Raw genomic sequence first — 17,737 nt, 5'->3', positions numbered from 1 at the left:
AGGACACGCCTTCTCTTGAACGATATTCCAGTGCACAAATCGCGGTTGCGCGCGATAGAAGAAGCCGCCGAATGGCGCGCACGCATTGACAGCGGACGTGCCGATCTGCCGGCGTTTGAACGCTGGCGAGCAGACCCCTATAATGCCGCGGCCTATGCGCGTATTCTTGGCACCTGGCGCGACGCTGGCGATGTCGCGCCGACGGCTTCAGTGCGAACGCCCAAACCACCTATATCGCGCCGTGCCGTATTAATGGCCGCTGCAGGACTTGCCGCCGCGGGGGTGAGCGGCACCTTCTGGTTTGCTCAGCCCCGGCCAAACCAAGTCGCAACGGCCATTGGCGAAAGCCGGACCTTGGTGTTGAGCGACAATGTGCGCGTCCAACTAAATACCGATACCGTCATGCGCTGGCACAAGGGTGGCGAAGGCATAATCCTTGAGTTGTTACGCGGTGAAATCGCGGTAACCCTGGGGCAAGGTAGTTTAACGCTGAGAACCATTCAGTACGCGGCTGTGCTCCTCGAAGGCCTGTTCAATCTGCGCCTGGACTCAGAAGCGCTTGACCTCACCGTTATGACGGGACGGGCGCGGCTCGGGAATAGACGTCATTCCGCAACGACGGACGCTCACACGGGTCAGAGGCTGCGGGCCACAAACGCGGGGATCACGCTATCCTCAGTCTCGCCCGATCAGATTCTGGCCTTGGCCGGGTGGCAAAAAGGCGAAATCGTCCTTTTGGATGCCCCCCTGAGTGCCGCCGTTAACGAGTATAACCGGTACTTGTCGCGCAAATTGATAATAGGCGATACCCGGATTGCGGCCTTGCGCGTTGGGGGGCGCTTCAACGCCTCTGATCCCGAGAGCTTTCTAAATGCGCTTGAGGCGTCATTGTCTGTCAAGGCCACCCCTTCTGCTGAGGGCATTATATTAAAGGTCGTATAAAATATGCCGTCATAAATATTTCGTATTTTTTTTTGGCGGCACTGACGGGCCCAAGCATCCTCTATTCAGCGGCGGCAAACACTGTGCCGTTGGGATATGGGGTAATTTAATGGCTATTCGAACTCGCAATACCTGCCTGCTATGGGCATTACTAAGTGTCAGCCCACTGGCTCTGACATTTCCGCTGACGGCACAGGCGCATGAGTCGTCCCAAACCGTCATCTTTTCAATACCCGCGCAAGACCTCGGGACGGCTTTAAACCTTTGGGCCGCCCAGTCGGGGCAGCAGATTTTCTACCCCTCGGCACAGATAGCCGGGCGTAAGGCACCGGCCGTATCCGGAAGCCTGACGCGTGATGAGGCTCTGAAACACCTGATCGCCGGTTCGGGCCTTGTCATCGCCAGGCAGGACCGGGGAATGGTTTCCCTGCGCATTGCCGCAAGGACTGAGACCCCTGTAAAGACGTCATTCGCCGCCCCGCCCTCAGACGTCGATGTACCAATTGAAGAGGTCGTCGTTGTCGGTGAACGCGCCGTAGATCAGGCGAACGTTGCCCGCAAGTATCAGATCGATGAAATCTACGACTCGGTAAACGTCGATGAAGCCGGCCAATTACCTGATTTCAATATTCCTGACGCGATGCGCCGGATATCGGGCGTTTCAGCTATTTTTGATGAGGATGAAGGTCAGTTCAGCACGGCGCGCGGCCTGCCCCTGTCCTATAATCTGACCACCTTTGATGATATGACGGTGGCAACAGTCGGTGGCTATGGCGACGGGTCGCGCAATGTGAATATGCAGGCCATACCGGCCACGGCTCTGTCACGCCTTGAAGTCTATAAATCACACATGTCCGACCAGGACCTGGGCTGGATCGGGGCCCATTTTAACATCAATAGCCGTTCGGCCTTTGATGCCAAAGGCCGCTATCTCGTTGCGCGTGGCAAACTGAACAGCTTCAGTGATGATAAGACGCCCACCGATGTCCAGATCGGACCTGGTAACCATAAAAGTACGCAGGGCAGTCAGGCCGAATTCACCTGGAGCGATCGGTTCGGCGACAACGACCAGTTCGGCGTCATGTTTGCCGGCAGCTATTATTACAAGAGCCGTCACCAGCAAAAAACCCAATACAATACGATGTATTATACGGGAACTGATAGTAATGGCGACGGGGTGGGAGACACACCCGTGGTCGCAGAAATGCGCGCCTACGCCTATACCAACGTCGTCGAAAGATACGGCGGAATGCTCAAGCTGGAATGGAAGCCCTCGCCTCAGACCTACCTGTCCTGGAACAGCTATGTCTATACCATGTTCGAGTCCGAAAACCGCTTCATGCACGGTATTCGCGGCATAAGCCTGGCAAATACGACGGTGACAAGCCCCACAACCGGAACCTTTACTAAAGGCTACGGCGAAATTCAGGCCGCTTATTTCCCCAACGACCGGCGCCAGTCAGGCACCAAGCTTTATGGTGAACATCGCTTCGCCAATGACGGTGAGTTAAGCTTCGATTTAGGGATAAGCCATCACCTTTATCAGGACGATAACTTCCCCGATATCAGCATCCGGACGGCCACGAATCTGGCGGGCACCTACGACACCTCGCAAGACTTAATGACGCTGACCCCGAATGCGACCTCCACGGCGGATTGGTACAATGCGGCTAAATATGTCAATGTTACCGCAAATGATATCCGCTCCCGTGAAAGCCAGGAACGGGTAGTCGATTTCAAAGCCGACTACGACTGGCATACGCGAGGCTACGACGGTTGGGGCTTTAAAACGGGTCTCAAGGTCACCGACCTTTACCGCAAGCGCGACGACGGACGTATACGCGGCAAGCGCGGCACCAGCACGGGCATAAGCGCTTACGATTTCACCTATTTAAGCAATCTGGAAATCGCCGGTCGCGAAGGGCAGCCGCTTCTCATGCTCGATTACAGTCGCTGGCAAGAGGTGATGGGTAAGGTTGAGGATACCGACAGCACCTATGCCTACAACCTTCAGGACGATAATGCCTACAGCGAGACCATTTCAGCCGCGTACGCCATGACAACCTTTACCGGCGAACGCTTCAAGTTTGCGGGGGGACTGCGCTACGAAGATGTCGATGTCGGCGGCTGGTACTATGCCGTCGAAGAAGCGGGCGCACGGGACAACTATAACCGCCAGAGCATAAAGGGGGGCTATAGCGCTCTTAAACCCAGCCTGAGCCTGCGCTACGGCGTCACCGACAATCTCCGGCTCAAGCTGGCCTACAGCGAAACCCTGGGACGTCCAAGCCCGGATCAGGTTTCCATATCCGGCGAGACGGTCTCATTCAATCTTGATGATGAATTGGTTTCCGCCACACGCGGCAATCCTGATCTGAAACCACGTCAGTCGTCTAACTATGACGCCGCTTTGGAATTCTATCCGAATGGGCGCAAAAACCTGATGATGGTCGGGGTCTTTTATAAAGACATTAAGGATGAGATTGTCACCCGAAAACGCGTGATGGACATCGTTTATGACGACATGCTTTATGAAGATGTAACGGTCAGGCAACCTGAAAATGTCGAGAGCGCTTCAGTCCTGGGGGCCGAGGCCCAAATTATTCTCTCCGACATGAGCTTTCTGCCCGCGCCGTTTGACCGGTTAAACTTCAATGCCAACGCTTTGGTGACTGAGGCCGAAATGCAGTACAGCGATACGCTGAAACTGAACTTTCTGCCATATCAGTCGAAATTCGTTGCCAATGTGTCAGTCAGCTATGACTGGACCAAAGCTCTGTCGACCCGTCTCGCTTACAACTATCTTGGCGGTTATCAGGACGGCATCAGTCTGAACACGGATGAAACAGCGGTCGATCTGACGAAGCAAACCCGTTGGAGCAACTGGGAAACCATAGATTTAAAAGCCCAGTATAATCTGAACCGTCAGCTACGTTTTGAATTCGAGATAAAAAATCTGACTGATGCCAACCGCCGCAAAATGCAGGGGCCTGGTTTCAATTACGTCTACGAAGAAAACGAATTTGGGCGGTCCGTCTTCCTTGGCGCCACTTACCGCTATTAACGGTTAAAACTAAAGCTCCGTTCCGTGCCAATCGGAACGGAGCTTACGCTTTGCGCGCTGGCTTTTAACGCTAGCCCAACATTTTTCTGGAAAATCAGACATGCGTAAATACTTTTCGCTCATGGCCCTCACGGTTTGCCTACCGGCATCACTGTGCGAGGCACAAACACCACCCGCCGCCTGCGACCACACGGCCGATATTGAAGGTGTGTGCGCTGCGTGGTTCGACAGCCTGCCTATGAACGCCATTCAAGCCATCGGCTCCCACAACAGCTATCATGTCCGCCCGACTGCGCCGGAACTCAAACTGATTGAGCACCTGCGTCCGGGTAATTCTGCGGGCTGGGATTACGGTAACAAACCCCTGAAGACGCAACTCGATCTCGGTCTCAGGCAAATTGAGCTCGACCTTTATTACGATCCGAAGGGCGGTCGCTACGCCGATCCGCTTGGGCCCAGACTGACCGCTAATACCCGTGGATTTGAGCCTTATGACGCCCGTCAGATGACCGCACCAGGCTTCAAGGTCATGCACATGCAGGATATCGACGTGCGATCAACCTGCCCCACCCTTAAGCTGTGCCTGGGTGAAATCCGCACCTGGTCCGAGACGCACCCTGACCATGCCCCCCTGTTGATCATGTTCAATACCAAGCAGGAAGAGATTAGTTACGACGGCGTTGTCAAACCACTCGCCTTCGACCTAAGCGCTTTCGCCGATCTTGAGACCGAAATTGCATCGGTTTTTTCACGCGACCACATACTCACGCCCGACGACGTTCGACGCGGCGAAGCCACATTACCATTAGCCCTGAAAACGTACGGCTGGCCGACCCTTCGCGAGACCCGGGGCAAGGTTTTTTTTCTGATCGATGAATCCGAAACCGTTACCCGCACCTATATGGGACGCCATAAGGCCCTTGAAGGTCAGCTTTTGTTCGTGAAATCAGTGTCCCCGGAGGCCGCGCATGCCGCTGTTTTCGTAGAGAATGATCCGCTAAAATCCTACGAAAAGATCAAGGGTCTGGTGAGTTCAGGGTTTATTGTGCGTACCCGCGCTGATGCCAGTCTGAAAGAGGCCCGCGCCAATGATCCGACCCGCAAACTGGCCGCCCTCAATTCCGGAGCTCAATATGTTACAACTGACCTTTATCAGCCTCGGACTGACCTGAGCGACTATGTTGTGACGCTTCCCGGGGGGCAGAAGGTGCGGTTAAATCCGCGCGTGCCAGAGGCGACGGCGGCGGGCGCTCACCTGAGTCCTCACCTCCCCAAAAGCGTGCAACAATAGACATGATGGCCGCGGGCGTTCGGCAGCCGGATACCGCCGCATGTTCCGCGGTCACCGCGCCAGGTTTTGCCAATTTATGACCATTCTCGCGGAAAGGGTAATAATCGTGAAAGTGAGCCGCCGAGGATTTGCCGGAGGCCCTAACTCGTGAGTAGATAGGGCTATGACAAAAAAACAATCCCGCTGAAAGGGGGCAGAACGTCCGCTTTTTGCACTTTCAGCACGAACGCTCATGTCTCTTAAGGGCCGATATTGTTGAAAAGTCGGTCTTGCAGTCGGGCTGAAGTGCTGATTCACTCCTTGTGTAACAAGGAGATGCGACCATGATGGGCGAACGGACGGTGATGCAGGCGGCGCTGTTTTACGAGTTCGACCTCGAACGCCATGTACCGACGCATCACCTGATCCGCTCTATCGACCGGTTCGTTGACCTCTCCGGCATTCGGGATCATCTAAGGCCCTTCTATAGCGACATGGGGCGGCCTTCGATTGACCCAGAGTTGATGATCCGCATGCTTTTGGTGGGTTACTGCTTCGGCATCCGATCTGAGCGTCGGCTGTGCGAAGAGGTTCATCTCAATCTGGCTTATCGCTGGTTCTGTCGATTAGGCCTGGACGGCGATGTGCCGGATCATTCGACCTTCTCCAAGAATAGACACGGGCGCTTCCGAGATAGCGACCTCTTGCGCGAGCTATTCGAGATGACGGTGCAACGTTGTATCGATGAAGGCCTCGTCGGTGGCGACGGCTTTGCCGCCGATGCCAGTTTGATTAAGGTTGACGCCAATAAGCAGCGGTCTGCGGCCGCAGCCGATGAAGTCGACTGGCAAGGCCTGGCGGCAACACGCCGTTCGGTACAGGAATATCTTGATGTGTTAGATGATACCGCCTGGGGCGCGGCCAGCGAGACCAAACCGAAGTTCGTGTCAAAGTCTGATCCGGCCGCACAATGGACGGGCGCCATGAAGGGCTTAGCTTTCTTCGCATACGCCACCAACTATCTGATCGATCTGAAGCATGCCGTCATTGTCGATGTCGAGGCTACACGGGCAATACGACAGGCCGAAGTCGGGGCCGTGCGCACCATGATTGACAGGGTCGATGAGCGTTTCGGTCTCTATCCGGAGAGGCCGGCTGCGGACACGGCTTACGGATCAGCCGAGATGCTGGGCTGGCTTGTGTATGAGAAAGGTATCGAACCGCACATCCCGGTGTTCGATAAGTCCCAAAGGGAAGACGGTACGTTCAGCCGCGCCGACTTCGTGTACGACCACGAAAACGATCTCTACCGCTGTCCCGGCGGCAAGGCACTGCGATCGAGCCAGCGAACCCGCGGTCCAACGATCGATGAAGATGGTGTGATACGCTATCGCGCGAGTAAGATGGATTGCAGTGCGTGCGAGCTAAAACCACGGTGCTGTCCAAATACGCCGATCCGCAAGGTGCCGCGATCTATCTATGAAGGCGCGCGTGACATGGCCAGAGACATCGCCGGAACGGACGCCTATGTGACATCCAGGCGAGAACGGAAGAAGGTCGAGATGCTGTTTGCTCACCTGAAACGGATTCTAAGGCTCGACCGGCTGCGCTTGCGCGGCCCGAATGGTGCCAGAGATGAGTTCCTTCTGGCAGCCACAGCCCAAAACCTGAGAAAACTGGCCAAGGTGCTGCCAATACGGCACCCTCAACCCGCCTGAGAGAGCGGTCGCCACGCCCGAGCGACAACCCGAATGATATCAAGGCGACTACAAAACGACTTTTTCAACAATATCCGCCAACTCCAGACGAAAATTGTCGATCTTCACGGGGTAACACAACTCGCACCGACCGTAGAAACTGCTACAAAGGACAGGCTTGGACATTGGTGGGTAGGAATGGATTCGGGACTGTAGCCCGAACAACACATAAGAGATGGGGGCTTATTTGGGGGCTTCGACAGAAATTCGATTACGTTTAGAAAATTGAATTCAAAGGCTTATTCGGGCAATTCGAGTCACCTAAGCGCACCACTTTCCCGTTAAATAATTATGGCTTTTTACGACCAGCTAAGTGACAATTCGCGTCACACACGCGTCACGGCCGCATGTTAAGGACAGGTTTTTGCCGGAGCTTTTAGATGTCCCTCGCCCACACCCGCGCGATCGGTCTGGTGGCCGTCCTGTTTGTGGCCGCACCCGCTATGGCAGGGGAAACCCCGGTTGAGGTCGGTGTGCGTCCCCTCTATCTGATTGACAAGATGGCCGACGGCCCGCTCAAGGACGCCCTCAAAGCCTGTATCGGCAAGCCTGTGCATCGCACCCTGTTTTCAATCGGACACCGCGGCGCACCGCTGATGTTCCCGGAACACACGGTCGAATCGAACCGTGCCGCCGCCTGGCAAGGCGCCGGTATCCTTGAGTGCGATGTCACGTTCACGAAGGATAAGGAACTGGTCTGCCGTCATGCTCAGAATGACCTGCACACCACGACCAATATCGTGACCACGGATCTGGGGAAGAAATGCACACAGCCATTTGTGCCCGCCTCCGGTACGAAACCGGCTCAGGCCGAATGCCGGACTTCTGACATAACGCTGGCGGAATTTCGTCAACTGACGCCCAAGATGGACGGCGCCTATGTGAGCGCCACCACCGCCAAAGATTATCTGAGCGGCACCCCGAATTGGCGCACCGACCTTTATGCGGCTGAACCCGCCAAAACCATGACCCATAGAGAGTCTATCGAGTTGTTCCGCTTTCTGGGGGCCAAATTCACGCCGGAGCTTAAGACACCCGTCGTTGCCATGCCGTTCGACGGTTTCTCGCGGGCTGACTATGCGCAAAAGCTGATCAACGAATATAAGGCCGCCGGTGTTCCGGCCGCCGATGTCTGGCCGCAGAGCTTTGATATTGCCGATATTCGCTACTGGATCGCCCATGAGCCCGCCTTTGGCGCACAGGCGGTATACCTGATCGATGACGAAACTATCCCCGGACTGGACGGCATGAACCCGTCAAGCTGGGGGTTCGATCCGAAGGCCCTGAAGCGTGAGGGCATCAACTATGTCGCCCCGGCCATTACGTTCCTGCTGACGGTGGACGCCAACGGCAAGATCGTGCCATCGCGGCTGGCCTTAGCCCTGAAGGCAGCCGATATCAAGATCATCGCCTGGTCTATGGAGCGTTCCGGCCCCCTGACGGACGGCGGCGGATGGTATTTCCAGAGCGTGGCCAAGGCCGTGCGCGGCGGCGGGGATTATTACACGGTTCTGGATGTGCTGGCTAAGGATGTCGGCGTGACGGGCGTGTTCAGCGACTGGCCGGCCACGGTCAGCTATTATGCCAGTTGCCAGGGCCTGAGATAACTCCCTGAAATAGCCCTTGGCCTGAGCCGCCCCGTCATGCTTCACTTGGCAGGCAGATTCAGAGGGGCAACAGTATGACGGGCGGCAAAAGGTTAAAGGTCAAGGGGCTTGCCCTTATGGCCATGGCGATGGTCAGCAGCCATGTCTGGGCCAAGCCGCCCAAGCCTGCTGATCTGATCCTCACTAATGGCAAAATCTATACGGCCAATGCCAGCGATGCCGTCATGGAGGCCATGGCCATTACCGATGGCCGGATTGTTTATGTCGGTAATCCCACGGACGCCAAAGCGTTTGCGGGTAAGGCCACCCGCACCATCGACCTGAAGGGGCGCTTTGTCATGCCCGGCCTGATCGACGGCCATATGCATCCGCAGTCAGGAGGCCTGCGCACGCTGGGGTGCAACCTCAACTATGAACGCCTGACGCGGGCGGATTTTCTGGCGCGGATAGAGGCCTGTCTCGATGCGGAAACCACAGCCAAACCCGATCAGTGGCTGACGGTGATCAACTGGTTTCAGCAAGACATGATCCCGACCAGCTATGCGCCGACCCGGCACGATCTGGACACTCTAAAAACTCAGCGCCCGGTGATGGTACGCTCATCGTTCGGCCATTCTATTCTGGTCAATTCGCGCGCGTTAGAGGTCGCAAACATCACTCGCGCCACCGCTGATCCCAAGGATGGCAAGATTGTCCGCGACGATAAGGGCGAGGCGACCGGCCTGCTGGAGGAGGGCGCGCAAGGATTGGTGCGCGACCTGATCCCGCCGCCCGATGCCGCCACCAACCTTAAGGCGGCACAGATTGCGCTTAAAATTATGAACGCACAGGGGATCACCAGCTTTCTGGATGTCTATACCGACCCGGAGACGCTGACGGCCTATACGACGATTTATAAGGCGAACGAATTGACGGCGCGGGCCGCCTTTGGCGTGCTGATCGATCCGGTCGAAGGCTATGATGCCGATAAGGCCGTGAATGAAGTCCTGCGCCAGAAAAAACAGTATGAGCAGGTAGCCTTTGGCGCCGCGCCCGGCCTGCGCATCCATACCGCCAAGCTGTTTTTGGATGGCGTGATCGCCGCCCCCGCCTTTACCGGCGTGATGGTTGAGCCCTATTTCGTCAATACCGGCACGGCGGATAAGCCCGTGTGGCGGCCTGGCGAGCATCGCGGGCCAGCGCCTTATTTCACCGCCGCACAGCTGGAAACAACCCTGCTGAAGCTGACCGAGGCAGGTATCGATCCACACATGCATGCCGATGGTGATGGCGCCGTCAGGCAAGCGCTGGATGCCATTGAGGCCGTGCGACGGGGGCACCCGCAAGCCAATCTGCGCCCAGCCATTGCCCATGCTGAGATCGTTGATCCCACCGATTTTGCGCGTTTCAAAGCGCTTAACGCCCTGCCGGTTTTGTCGTTCCAGTGGCAGAAACCGGCGGCAGACACGGTCGAGGCGGTACGCGACTATATGGGCCCTTATCGTCACGCCATTATTGAACCGGCGGGCCTGCTGGAGATTTACGGCGCTACCATAGTCTACGGCAGCGACTGGCCCGTCGATGCGCTCAATCCGTGGTTTGCCCTCAAAGTCGGACTGACCCGTACCGCCAGCCCCGCCGATGCCGCCAAATATCCCGGTCGCTTAGGCATAGATCCAGGCCTGTGCCTGACGACCGCGCTAAAGGCCATGACCATAAATGCCGCCTACAGCCTGCGGGCCGAGACCACCACCGGATCGCTGGAGGTCGGGAAATTCGCAGATATGATCGTGCTCGACCGCGACCTGTTTGCCATAGCCCCAGATAATATCGCCGACACCAAGGTGCTGATGACTATGGTCGGCGGTAAGGTGGTTTATGAGCGTAAATAAAGCCTCCGTCCTGTGGGCACTGGCCATTAGGACGCGCAACTTCCTGCTTCCGGAATGGGCGGACTGGCAGAAGCGGCGCGGCCTGTCGCCACCCGTGCCTTCGACATGGACGTGCGTTCGGTCCAGCATGTTCCTATCGCGCGTTTTAAATGCAGAAGGTTATGACGCCACATGGGTCAATAATATACCGCGCCTGTCAGAGGACGCGCCGGAACTTGGCCCTTACGGCTACTTCACAGGTACGCGCTGGGAAGCCCACGCCTGGGTAATGTATGACGGGTGGATTGTAGACATCACGGCCGATCAGTTTGGTGGCGATGAGGTAACTATTACCGGATTGGAAAACCCACTCTATGGGCTGTCAGGTGTGGATACCGCGCCTGATGAAACAAAGGTAAGTCGGGAAGCGGAAATAGACGCACTTTGGCTCCGGTGGCACCTTATAGGCAACAAGTAAAAAAGCCGGAGGTTTCCCTCCGGCTTTCTTATTTATCAGACGCGCATTTGATTCCGAAAACCGTGAACCTTTTCGGCATACGCTTTAATGCGCTTTTACTTGAACTTATAGGTCAGTTGCAGGAAGCCTGACCGGCCAATGCCATCGTACCAGTTGGCATTATAGAAAGGATATCCGGTCCAGGTTGCATCGCGGATCGGCTGCTCGTTGAACAGATTGGTGATCGCCAGCGACACCTTGGCCTGAGCGTTGATGTCGTACTGCACCGAACCGTTCCACAGGTAATAGCCCTTCACATAGGCGTCTTCGTCATAGTTGGGCAGCTTACCCAGCCATGTGCCATCCACCGTGAATTTCCATGCCCCTGTGGCCAGCGAGGTCGACAGGGACGACTTATCGCGCGGGATATAATAGCTGGAATCGGCGGCGAACTTATTCAGATAGTCATCGCCATCAAAGCGCTGATAGTCGTGGACAAAGGTATGGGTGTGGCTGCCGGACATCGACAGCTTACCAATCGGGGTATCGAACTTGACCCGCACCGCGACGTCGATACCGTCGGTGTCTTCGTTGGCGACGTTGATCGGGTTAATCAGCAGGGTGCGGATATCGCCCGCCTGAGCCCCGGTCGTATAGCGCACGACGCGGGCGATGGCGTCCTGACAGGTCGGGGAGGCGATATCCTGCTGCCCCAGACGACATTCGGCTTCGTTGCGCACTACGTTTTCGGTATCGAGGTCTTCGACCTGATTGGACATCTCGACCTTGAAGTAGTCGAGCGAGATATCAAACATCGATGACGGTGCCCAGACGATACCGGTATTGAACGACTTCGAGGTTTCCGGTTTCAGATCGCGGTTGCCGTCGCGGCGCACCGACACGCGGGTAGTATCGCAGTCGGACGGGTCAGTGGTCGGATCATCGCTGAAGCAGGTATAATAATCCGGTACGCGCCCTTCGACAAAGCCGGGGCCGGAATAGACATAGTGCAGGTCAGGGGCGCGGAAGCCGGTGCCATAGGCGGCCCGGATCAGCAGCGTCTTAAGCGGACGGTATTCCAGCCCGGCATTATAGGTGGTTTCACCAAACTCGCTGCCGGCAAAGCTATAGTTATCATAGCGTGCCGCCAGACCCAGTTGCAGGTTTTCCAGCAGCGGTGCCGAGATTTCACCGCCCAGCGCATAGTGGGTGCGACCGCCCTTACCGTCAGAATCCACCCAGCTAAAATAATAGGGTGTAAGCGCCTTGGGGTCAGGGTTGAGGTTATAACCCTGACGGCCATATTCGGCGACCGCAGCAAAACCTACTGGCCCGGCGGGCAGGCTGAACAGTTCGGTCTTGTTGATGCGGGCGGTCAGTTCGCTGGTCCAGGCCTTGGGCTTATAAAGGCTGGTGGCGGTGATCGACTTAAATTCCGCCGGCGTCAGAGGGGTGTAATAACGGGTCGGGTCGGCATTAAAGATAGCGTAGCCGTCCGAGTCCGTGCCTTGCTGAGCGCCCAGATAGAGCGCATTGGCGGCATCGACCACCACCATCGGGAAGCTGATTTCCGACTGATAGATCGAGGCGTTGAGGGCCACTTCATAGTTCCAGTCGGCGCCGAACGATCCGCGCACGCCCGGCGTTACGGTCAGGGTCTTGGAATCGACCTTACGCATGGCGTTTTGCAGCCCGCCCATTTCTTCGGGCGTGAAGATGCGGTACCAGTTGTCATAGCGATCATCGAAGCTGTTGTAGAACAGGCCGGTGTCATCGCCGGTCGCATCCTGGTACGACCATGACAGCGGGCGTTTCAGCAGCTTTAGTTCCGAAATGCCAAACTGAATGTCGGTAAACAGTTCGATCCGGTCGGTAAGCTGATAGCTGAGGGCCGCATAGCCGTTGAAGCTTTCGCGATCCGAAACAATGGTGCGGTACGCGATCGAACGGTCCGACCCGCAGTAGTAACCGCCGTCGCCGTAATAGTTATAATAGTCGTCATAGGCCCGAACGGTCGTGCCTTCGTTGGTGGCCGCCGTCAGATTGCACTGGGCTTCAGTTGGGTTGATGGAGTCGTCATAGTCATCGGTACGCAGCCAGTTATAGTTGGGCACCTGATTGCCGTCTCCCGGCGCATCGGTGGTCGAGTCCTGACGCGAGCGCTCATAGCCATAGATCGGGTCCTGCTTGGCATATTCGCCGCCAAATACGGCTGAGAACTTATCCTTAGAATAGCCCGTCGAAAGGTTCAGGCGGTTCGATTTGCCGCCGCCATCCTCGGTCCAGCCATAGCGGTAATCGACGGTTGTGCCATCGACCTTTTTCTTGAGCTTGAAATTGACCACCCCGGCAATGGCGTCCGAGCCGTAGATGGCTGACGCCGAGCCCGCCAGGATTTCGACCCGCTCGATCATGCCCAGCGGAATATTGGACACGTCGGTGAAGTTCGATTCGCCGTTATAGGGCATGGGATAATCGGCGATACGGCGGCCATTGATCATGACCAGCGTGTGGTTGGGGCCAAGGCCGCGCAGGTTCACTTGCTGCGCGCCGGGGGAGAAATCAGCCGCATTACCGCTTTGCTGGGACTGGGTTTCGCCACCGTTTTGCGTTACCGTGCGCAACAGGTCAGGGACATTGGCGTAACCACCGGCGCGAATGGCCTCAGCGTCAATCACGGTAACCGGCGCGGGGCCCTCTTTTTGAGTACGCGGAATGTTGGAACCCAGCACCGTCACCGTGGTGATTTCCTCATCCGCGGCGGGGGCGGCTTCCTGCGCCACGGCGCTCAGGCTGATCAGGCTGCAACCCGCCAGCAGACCAAATTTTACCGACGTTCTGAACCGTCTGAAGTTTTCATTTGCCATTCGTCTAAATCCCCTTAGATATGTACATATGCACCGTTGTGATCACGACCGTGCGCGCCCTGCGCCTATTGCCAAACTGCGAAAACTGGCCAATAAGTTGATGAATTGTGATCACAATCTGTACGCATCTGCAAACAATATGTCCTAAGCGCGCTAATTGCGCCCCAAGTGACACATAATTGTAACATTGCGGCAGATCATTTCAGGGGATACCTCATGGGGAACTGGCTCAAAGCTATAGTGGTTGGTCTTACCGCCTTGTGCGGTGCGTTGTCACCGGCCACAGCGCAGGTGCCAACTGATACAGGCTATCAGACCTTTATCATCGGCAAAGAGACGGCCAAACGTACCGGCAAACCGACCCCCGGCGTGCTGATGAGCGGCGGCGGCGAATGGCCCTATGAGGCGTTCCGCTGGTTTGCCAAAAAATCCGGCAACGGTCATATCGTCGTTTTGCGCGCATCAGGTACAACCAGCACAGCCGATGAAATGTACGACAAGATTGGCGGTTTTGCCTCGATCCGCACCTTTGTGTTCCATGACCGTAAGGCCGCTTTTGATCCGGTCATTCTGGCGGCGCTCAAATCGGCTGACGGTATTTTTCTGGCGGGTGGCGATCAGGCCAACTATGTCCGCTTCTGGCGCGACACCCCGGTTCAGACGGCCCTCAACGCCCATATCAAGGCTGGAAAGCCGATAGGCGGCACCAGCGCGGGCCTGGCCGTACAGGGCGAATATCTTTACGGCGCCATGGACGGCGGCAGCGTCAACAGTCCCGAAGCTTTGGCTGATCCATTGGGGCCTGCGGTCACCATCGAAGGCGATTTCCTGCATATTCCTCAGCTTAAAGGCGTGGTCACCGACAGCCACTTCAAGGAGCGTAACCGTCAGGGCCGATTGGTCGCGTTTCTGGCCAAGGCTCAGACCATGACAGATAAGCCTCTGGTCGGTTTAGGCATAGATGAACAGACCGTTCTGACGGTCGAAGGCGACGGCACGGCGCGCGTTTACAGCAATATCGGCGGCTATGCCTGGCTGTTTGAGCCGGTCGATGCCAAAGCCGCCAAGGCCAGCACACCGCTTAGCGTCGATAATATCAAAGCCACCGGCATAGGGGCCGACAGCACATTCAACGTCGTTACCCGTAAAGTGGCGAAACCGGCTTTTGAAAAACGCTATACCGTCACCAATGGCGTGATGCGCGAAAAACAGCTCTGGTCTCTGGCCATCCATGGCGGCGCCGGCGTGATCGAACGCGGCGACCTGACGCCTGAAAAAGATGCCGCCTATCGCGCCAGTCTTAATGAGGCGCTGAAAACCGGACAGGCCATTCTTGAGCGCGGCGGCACGGCCCTTGATGCGGTCGAAGCCACGGTGCGCGTACTGGAAGACAACCCTCTGTTCAATGCCGGTAAGGGCGCGGTCTTCACCGCCGAAGGCATCAACGAACTGGACGCCGCTATCATGGATGGGGCGACGCAAAAAGCCGGAGCCGTGGCCGGTGTGACCCGCACCAAGAACCCGATTACTCTGGCCCGCCGTGTCATGGAAAAATCAGGCCGGGTCATGCTGGCGCGCGATGGGGCGGATAGATTTTCGGTCGAACAGGGACTTGAGCAGGTCGATCCGAAATATTTCTTCACGCAGGAACGCTGGGATCAGCTTAAGGCCTGGAAACAGAAAAACATGGCCGCTGTTGATAACACGCACAAATTTGGAACCGTTGGGGCCGTGGCGCTGGATCAAAACGGCAATCTGGCGGCGGCGACCTCAACCGGCGGCCTGACCGGTAAGAAATGGGGCCGTATCGGGGATTCGCCGATCATAGGTGCGGGCACCTATGCCAAAAACGGCGCGTACGCGGTATCGGCCACCGGATCAGGCGAATATTTCATCCGTGATAGTGCCGCCCGTCAGGTTTGTGATCGCGTGGCCTGGAACCGTCAGGACATCGCTTCGGCCGCCCAAGATACCATCATGTCGGTCGGTGCCATCGGCGGCGACGGCGGTCTGATCGCCATGGACGCCGCCGGTGAGCCTGCCTTCGGGATTAATGATCTGGGCATGTATCGCGGTTTGGTTTCCGCGACCAAATCTGCCGCCACCGCCATCTATGCCGATGAGGTGTTGAAGTAACCTGATCAGGCAGTGCCTAAACCTTCTCAGGCGCCGGCACCTCGTCCTTATCAAGCTGCCCTTCCCATTTAGCCACAACGGCGGAGGCGACCGTATTGCCGACGACATTGGTGGCGGAACGGCCCATATCAAGCAGGTGATCGACCGCCAGCACCAACCCGATCCACGCTTCGGGATAGCCGAAATAGGTCAGGGTCGCCATGATGACCACCAATGACGCGCGCGGCACACCGGCGATACCTTTGGACGTTATCAGCAACAAAAACAGCATGGCGATGATCTGCTGCACCGACAACTGCACGCCGTGGGCCTGCATGATGAAAAGGGTCGCAAAGGTGCAATACATCATCGAACCGTCGAGGTTAAACGAATAACCCAGCGGCAGGACGAACGAGACGATCTTGCGCGGCACACCTGATTTCGGCAGGGCTTCCAGCAACTTAGGATATGCTGCCTCACTTGATGCCGTTGAAAACGACAACAGGGTGGCTTCGCGGATATTGCCAAACAGCCGGAACGCGACCTTACCGGTGATCAGCAGCGCCAGCAGGAACAGCAAGCCCCACAACATCCCCAGCGACAGGTAGAACCCGCCGACAAACTTGGCATAGGTGACAAGCACCGGCAGGCCCTGTTTCGTCACGGTCGCGGCAAGGGACGCAAAAATCGCAAACGGGGCAAACTTCATGACCAGTTCGGTCACTTTCAGCATAATCTCGGCCATCTGCTCAACCAGATGCATGATCTGCGGGGCCTTGTTGTCGAGCATGCTGACCGCCGTGCCGACAAAGACCGCAAACACCACGATCTGCAAAATCTCGTTCCTGGCCATGGCATCGATGATCGACGACGGCACCAGATGAGAGATAAAGCCGGAAACGCTGAAAGTCGTGGCCGTAGGCGCTGTCAGGCCCTCACCGGCGGCGGCGGCCATCTGGGCCATTTCCGCCCCCGGCTGAAGCCATTCGACCATGAGTATCCCCATGACCAGCGACACGACTGAGGCCCCTAAGAACCAGGCCATGGTCTTGGCACCGATGCGCCCGACGGCGGCGGCGTCTTCCATGTGGCCAATCCCGGCCACCAGCGTCGTCAGCACTAACGGGGCGATGATCATCTTGATCAGGCGCAGGAAAATGTCGGTGATGGTCTTGAAGGTCTCAAGCGCTGTGGCGGTATCGGCCTCGCCCAGATACTGATTGCAGTAATAACCAACCCCGACGCCCAGAACCATGGACGCCACCACAAACAGCGCAAACTTGTTTTTCACGAACGACTCCCGACACTTCAATCCTTAACCGTGGCATATAACCGATTGCAGGCGCAACGGTTTTATCGCTCCAGCTTGGTCGCCAGTATCACCGAGGTCGTGGTCCGCTCAACCCCCTCCAACGCGCCGATACGGTCCAGCAAATCATTCAGTTCGACACTGTCCGCCGCCTCAACCATAACGATGACATCATAGACGCCGCTGATGGCGTGGATGGCGCTTATTTCTGAAATTTCAGCCAGTTCGACCGCCACCTGAGCGTTAAATTTCGGCAGGCATTTGATCATGACATGGGCGCGCATGCGGGCCTTGGAAAAGGCCGCCCCTAACCTGACCGTATAGCCGGCAATAATGCCGTCGGTTTCAAAGCGCTCCAGCCGCGTATAGACCTGAGTGCGGGGGATATCGAGTTCCTTGGCCAGATGCGAGATGCCGTGGCGCGAATCTTCACGCAGCATGGCCAGCAGCTTTCGGTCCGTCTCATCCAGTTTCAGCGCGTCGGTCATGGGGCCCTCTC

At 56.8% G+C, this 17,737-nt stretch carries 11 protein-coding genes; 8 read left to right on the top strand and 3 right to left on the bottom strand.

The window, feature by feature from the left end; translation table 11 throughout:
* The first annotated feature begins 15 nt into the window (after nucleotides 1–15).
* From OVA03_RS13940 to OVA03_RS13910, 7 genes are all read left to right on the top strand, one after another.
* A complete protein-coding gene (locus OVA03_RS13940; protein ID WP_267525613.1) occupies nucleotides 16–942 on the top strand; it encodes a FecR family protein in 927 nt (308 codons plus the stop codon).
* A gap of 109 nt (nucleotides 943–1,051) precedes the next feature.
* Nucleotides 1,052–4,006 (top strand): TonB-dependent receptor, encoded by a 2,955-nt coding sequence (locus tag OVA03_RS13935; protein ID WP_267525611.1) that lies wholly within the window; start codon nucleotides 1,052–1,054, stop codon nucleotides 4,004–4,006.
* 100 nt (nucleotides 4,007–4,106) lie between these two features.
* Nucleotides 4,107–5,297 carry a Ca2+-dependent phosphoinositide-specific phospholipase C gene (locus tag OVA03_RS13930; protein WP_267525608.1) on the top strand — a complete coding sequence of 397 codons (1,191 nt, stop codon included), beginning with the start codon at nucleotides 4,107–4,109 and terminating at the stop codon, nucleotides 5,295–5,297.
* Nucleotides 5,298–5,620: 323 nt separating this feature from the next.
* A complete protein-coding gene (locus OVA03_RS13925; RefSeq protein ID WP_267525607.1) occupies nucleotides 5,621–6,994 on the top strand; it encodes an IS1182 family transposase in 1,374 nt (457 codons plus the stop codon).
* A 419-nt stretch (nucleotides 6,995–7,413) separates the two neighbouring features.
* Entirely contained in the window at nucleotides 7,414–8,640 is a 1,227-nt protein-coding gene (locus tag OVA03_RS13920) for a glycerophosphodiester phosphodiesterase family protein (RefSeq protein WP_267525606.1), read from the top strand.
* A 74-nt stretch (nucleotides 8,641–8,714) separates the two neighbouring features.
* The gene (locus tag OVA03_RS13915) at nucleotides 8,715–10,511 is read left to right on the top strand and encodes an amidohydrolase (RefSeq protein WP_267525604.1); all 1,797 of its coding nucleotides are present in this window, start codon (nucleotides 8,715–8,717) and stop codon (nucleotides 10,509–10,511) included.
* The gene (locus OVA03_RS13910; protein WP_267525602.1) at nucleotides 10,498–10,968 is read left to right on the top strand and encodes a hypothetical protein; all 471 of its coding nucleotides are present in this window, start codon (nucleotides 10,498–10,500) and stop codon (nucleotides 10,966–10,968) included. Before OVA03_RS13915 ends, OVA03_RS13910 begins: the two co-directional genes overlap by 14 nt.
* A gap of 95 nt (nucleotides 10,969–11,063) precedes the next feature.
* On the opposite strand, the gene OVA03_RS13905 is transcribed toward OVA03_RS13910, so the two are convergent.
* Nucleotides 11,064–13,814 (bottom strand): TonB-dependent receptor plug domain-containing protein, encoded by a 2,751-nt coding sequence (locus OVA03_RS13905; RefSeq protein WP_267525600.1) that lies wholly within the window; start codon nucleotides 13,812–13,814, stop codon nucleotides 11,064–11,066.
* A gap of 216 nt (nucleotides 13,815–14,030) precedes the next feature.
* On the opposite strand from OVA03_RS13905, the gene OVA03_RS17000 reads away from it, so the two are divergent.
* Entirely contained in the window at nucleotides 14,031–15,950 is a 1,920-nt protein-coding gene (locus OVA03_RS17000) for an isoaspartyl peptidase/L-asparaginase (RefSeq protein ID WP_324291007.1), read from the top strand.
* A gap of 16 nt (nucleotides 15,951–15,966) precedes the next feature.
* Here the strand turns inward: OVA03_RS17000 and OVA03_RS13890 are convergent, their stop codons facing one another.
* Nucleotides 15,967–17,220, bottom strand: coding sequence for a dicarboxylate/amino acid:cation symporter (locus tag OVA03_RS13890; protein ID WP_267525598.1), 1,254 nt, complete (start codon nucleotides 17,218–17,220; stop codon nucleotides 15,967–15,969).
* Nucleotides 17,221–17,282: 62 nt separating this feature from the next.
* Nucleotides 17,283–17,726 (bottom strand): Lrp/AsnC family transcriptional regulator, encoded by a 444-nt coding sequence (locus tag OVA03_RS13885; protein ID WP_267525597.1) that lies wholly within the window; start codon nucleotides 17,724–17,726, stop codon nucleotides 17,283–17,285.
* Between the last annotated feature and the right edge of the window lie 11 nt (nucleotides 17,727–17,737).

Source organism: Asticcacaulis sp. SL142 (assembly GCF_026625745.1).
GTDB lineage: Bacteria > Pseudomonadota > Alphaproteobacteria > Caulobacterales > Caulobacteraceae > Asticcacaulis.
The sequence above is the reverse complement of the archived record's forward strand: the minus strand, read 5'-3'. Positions and strand labels throughout refer to the sequence as shown.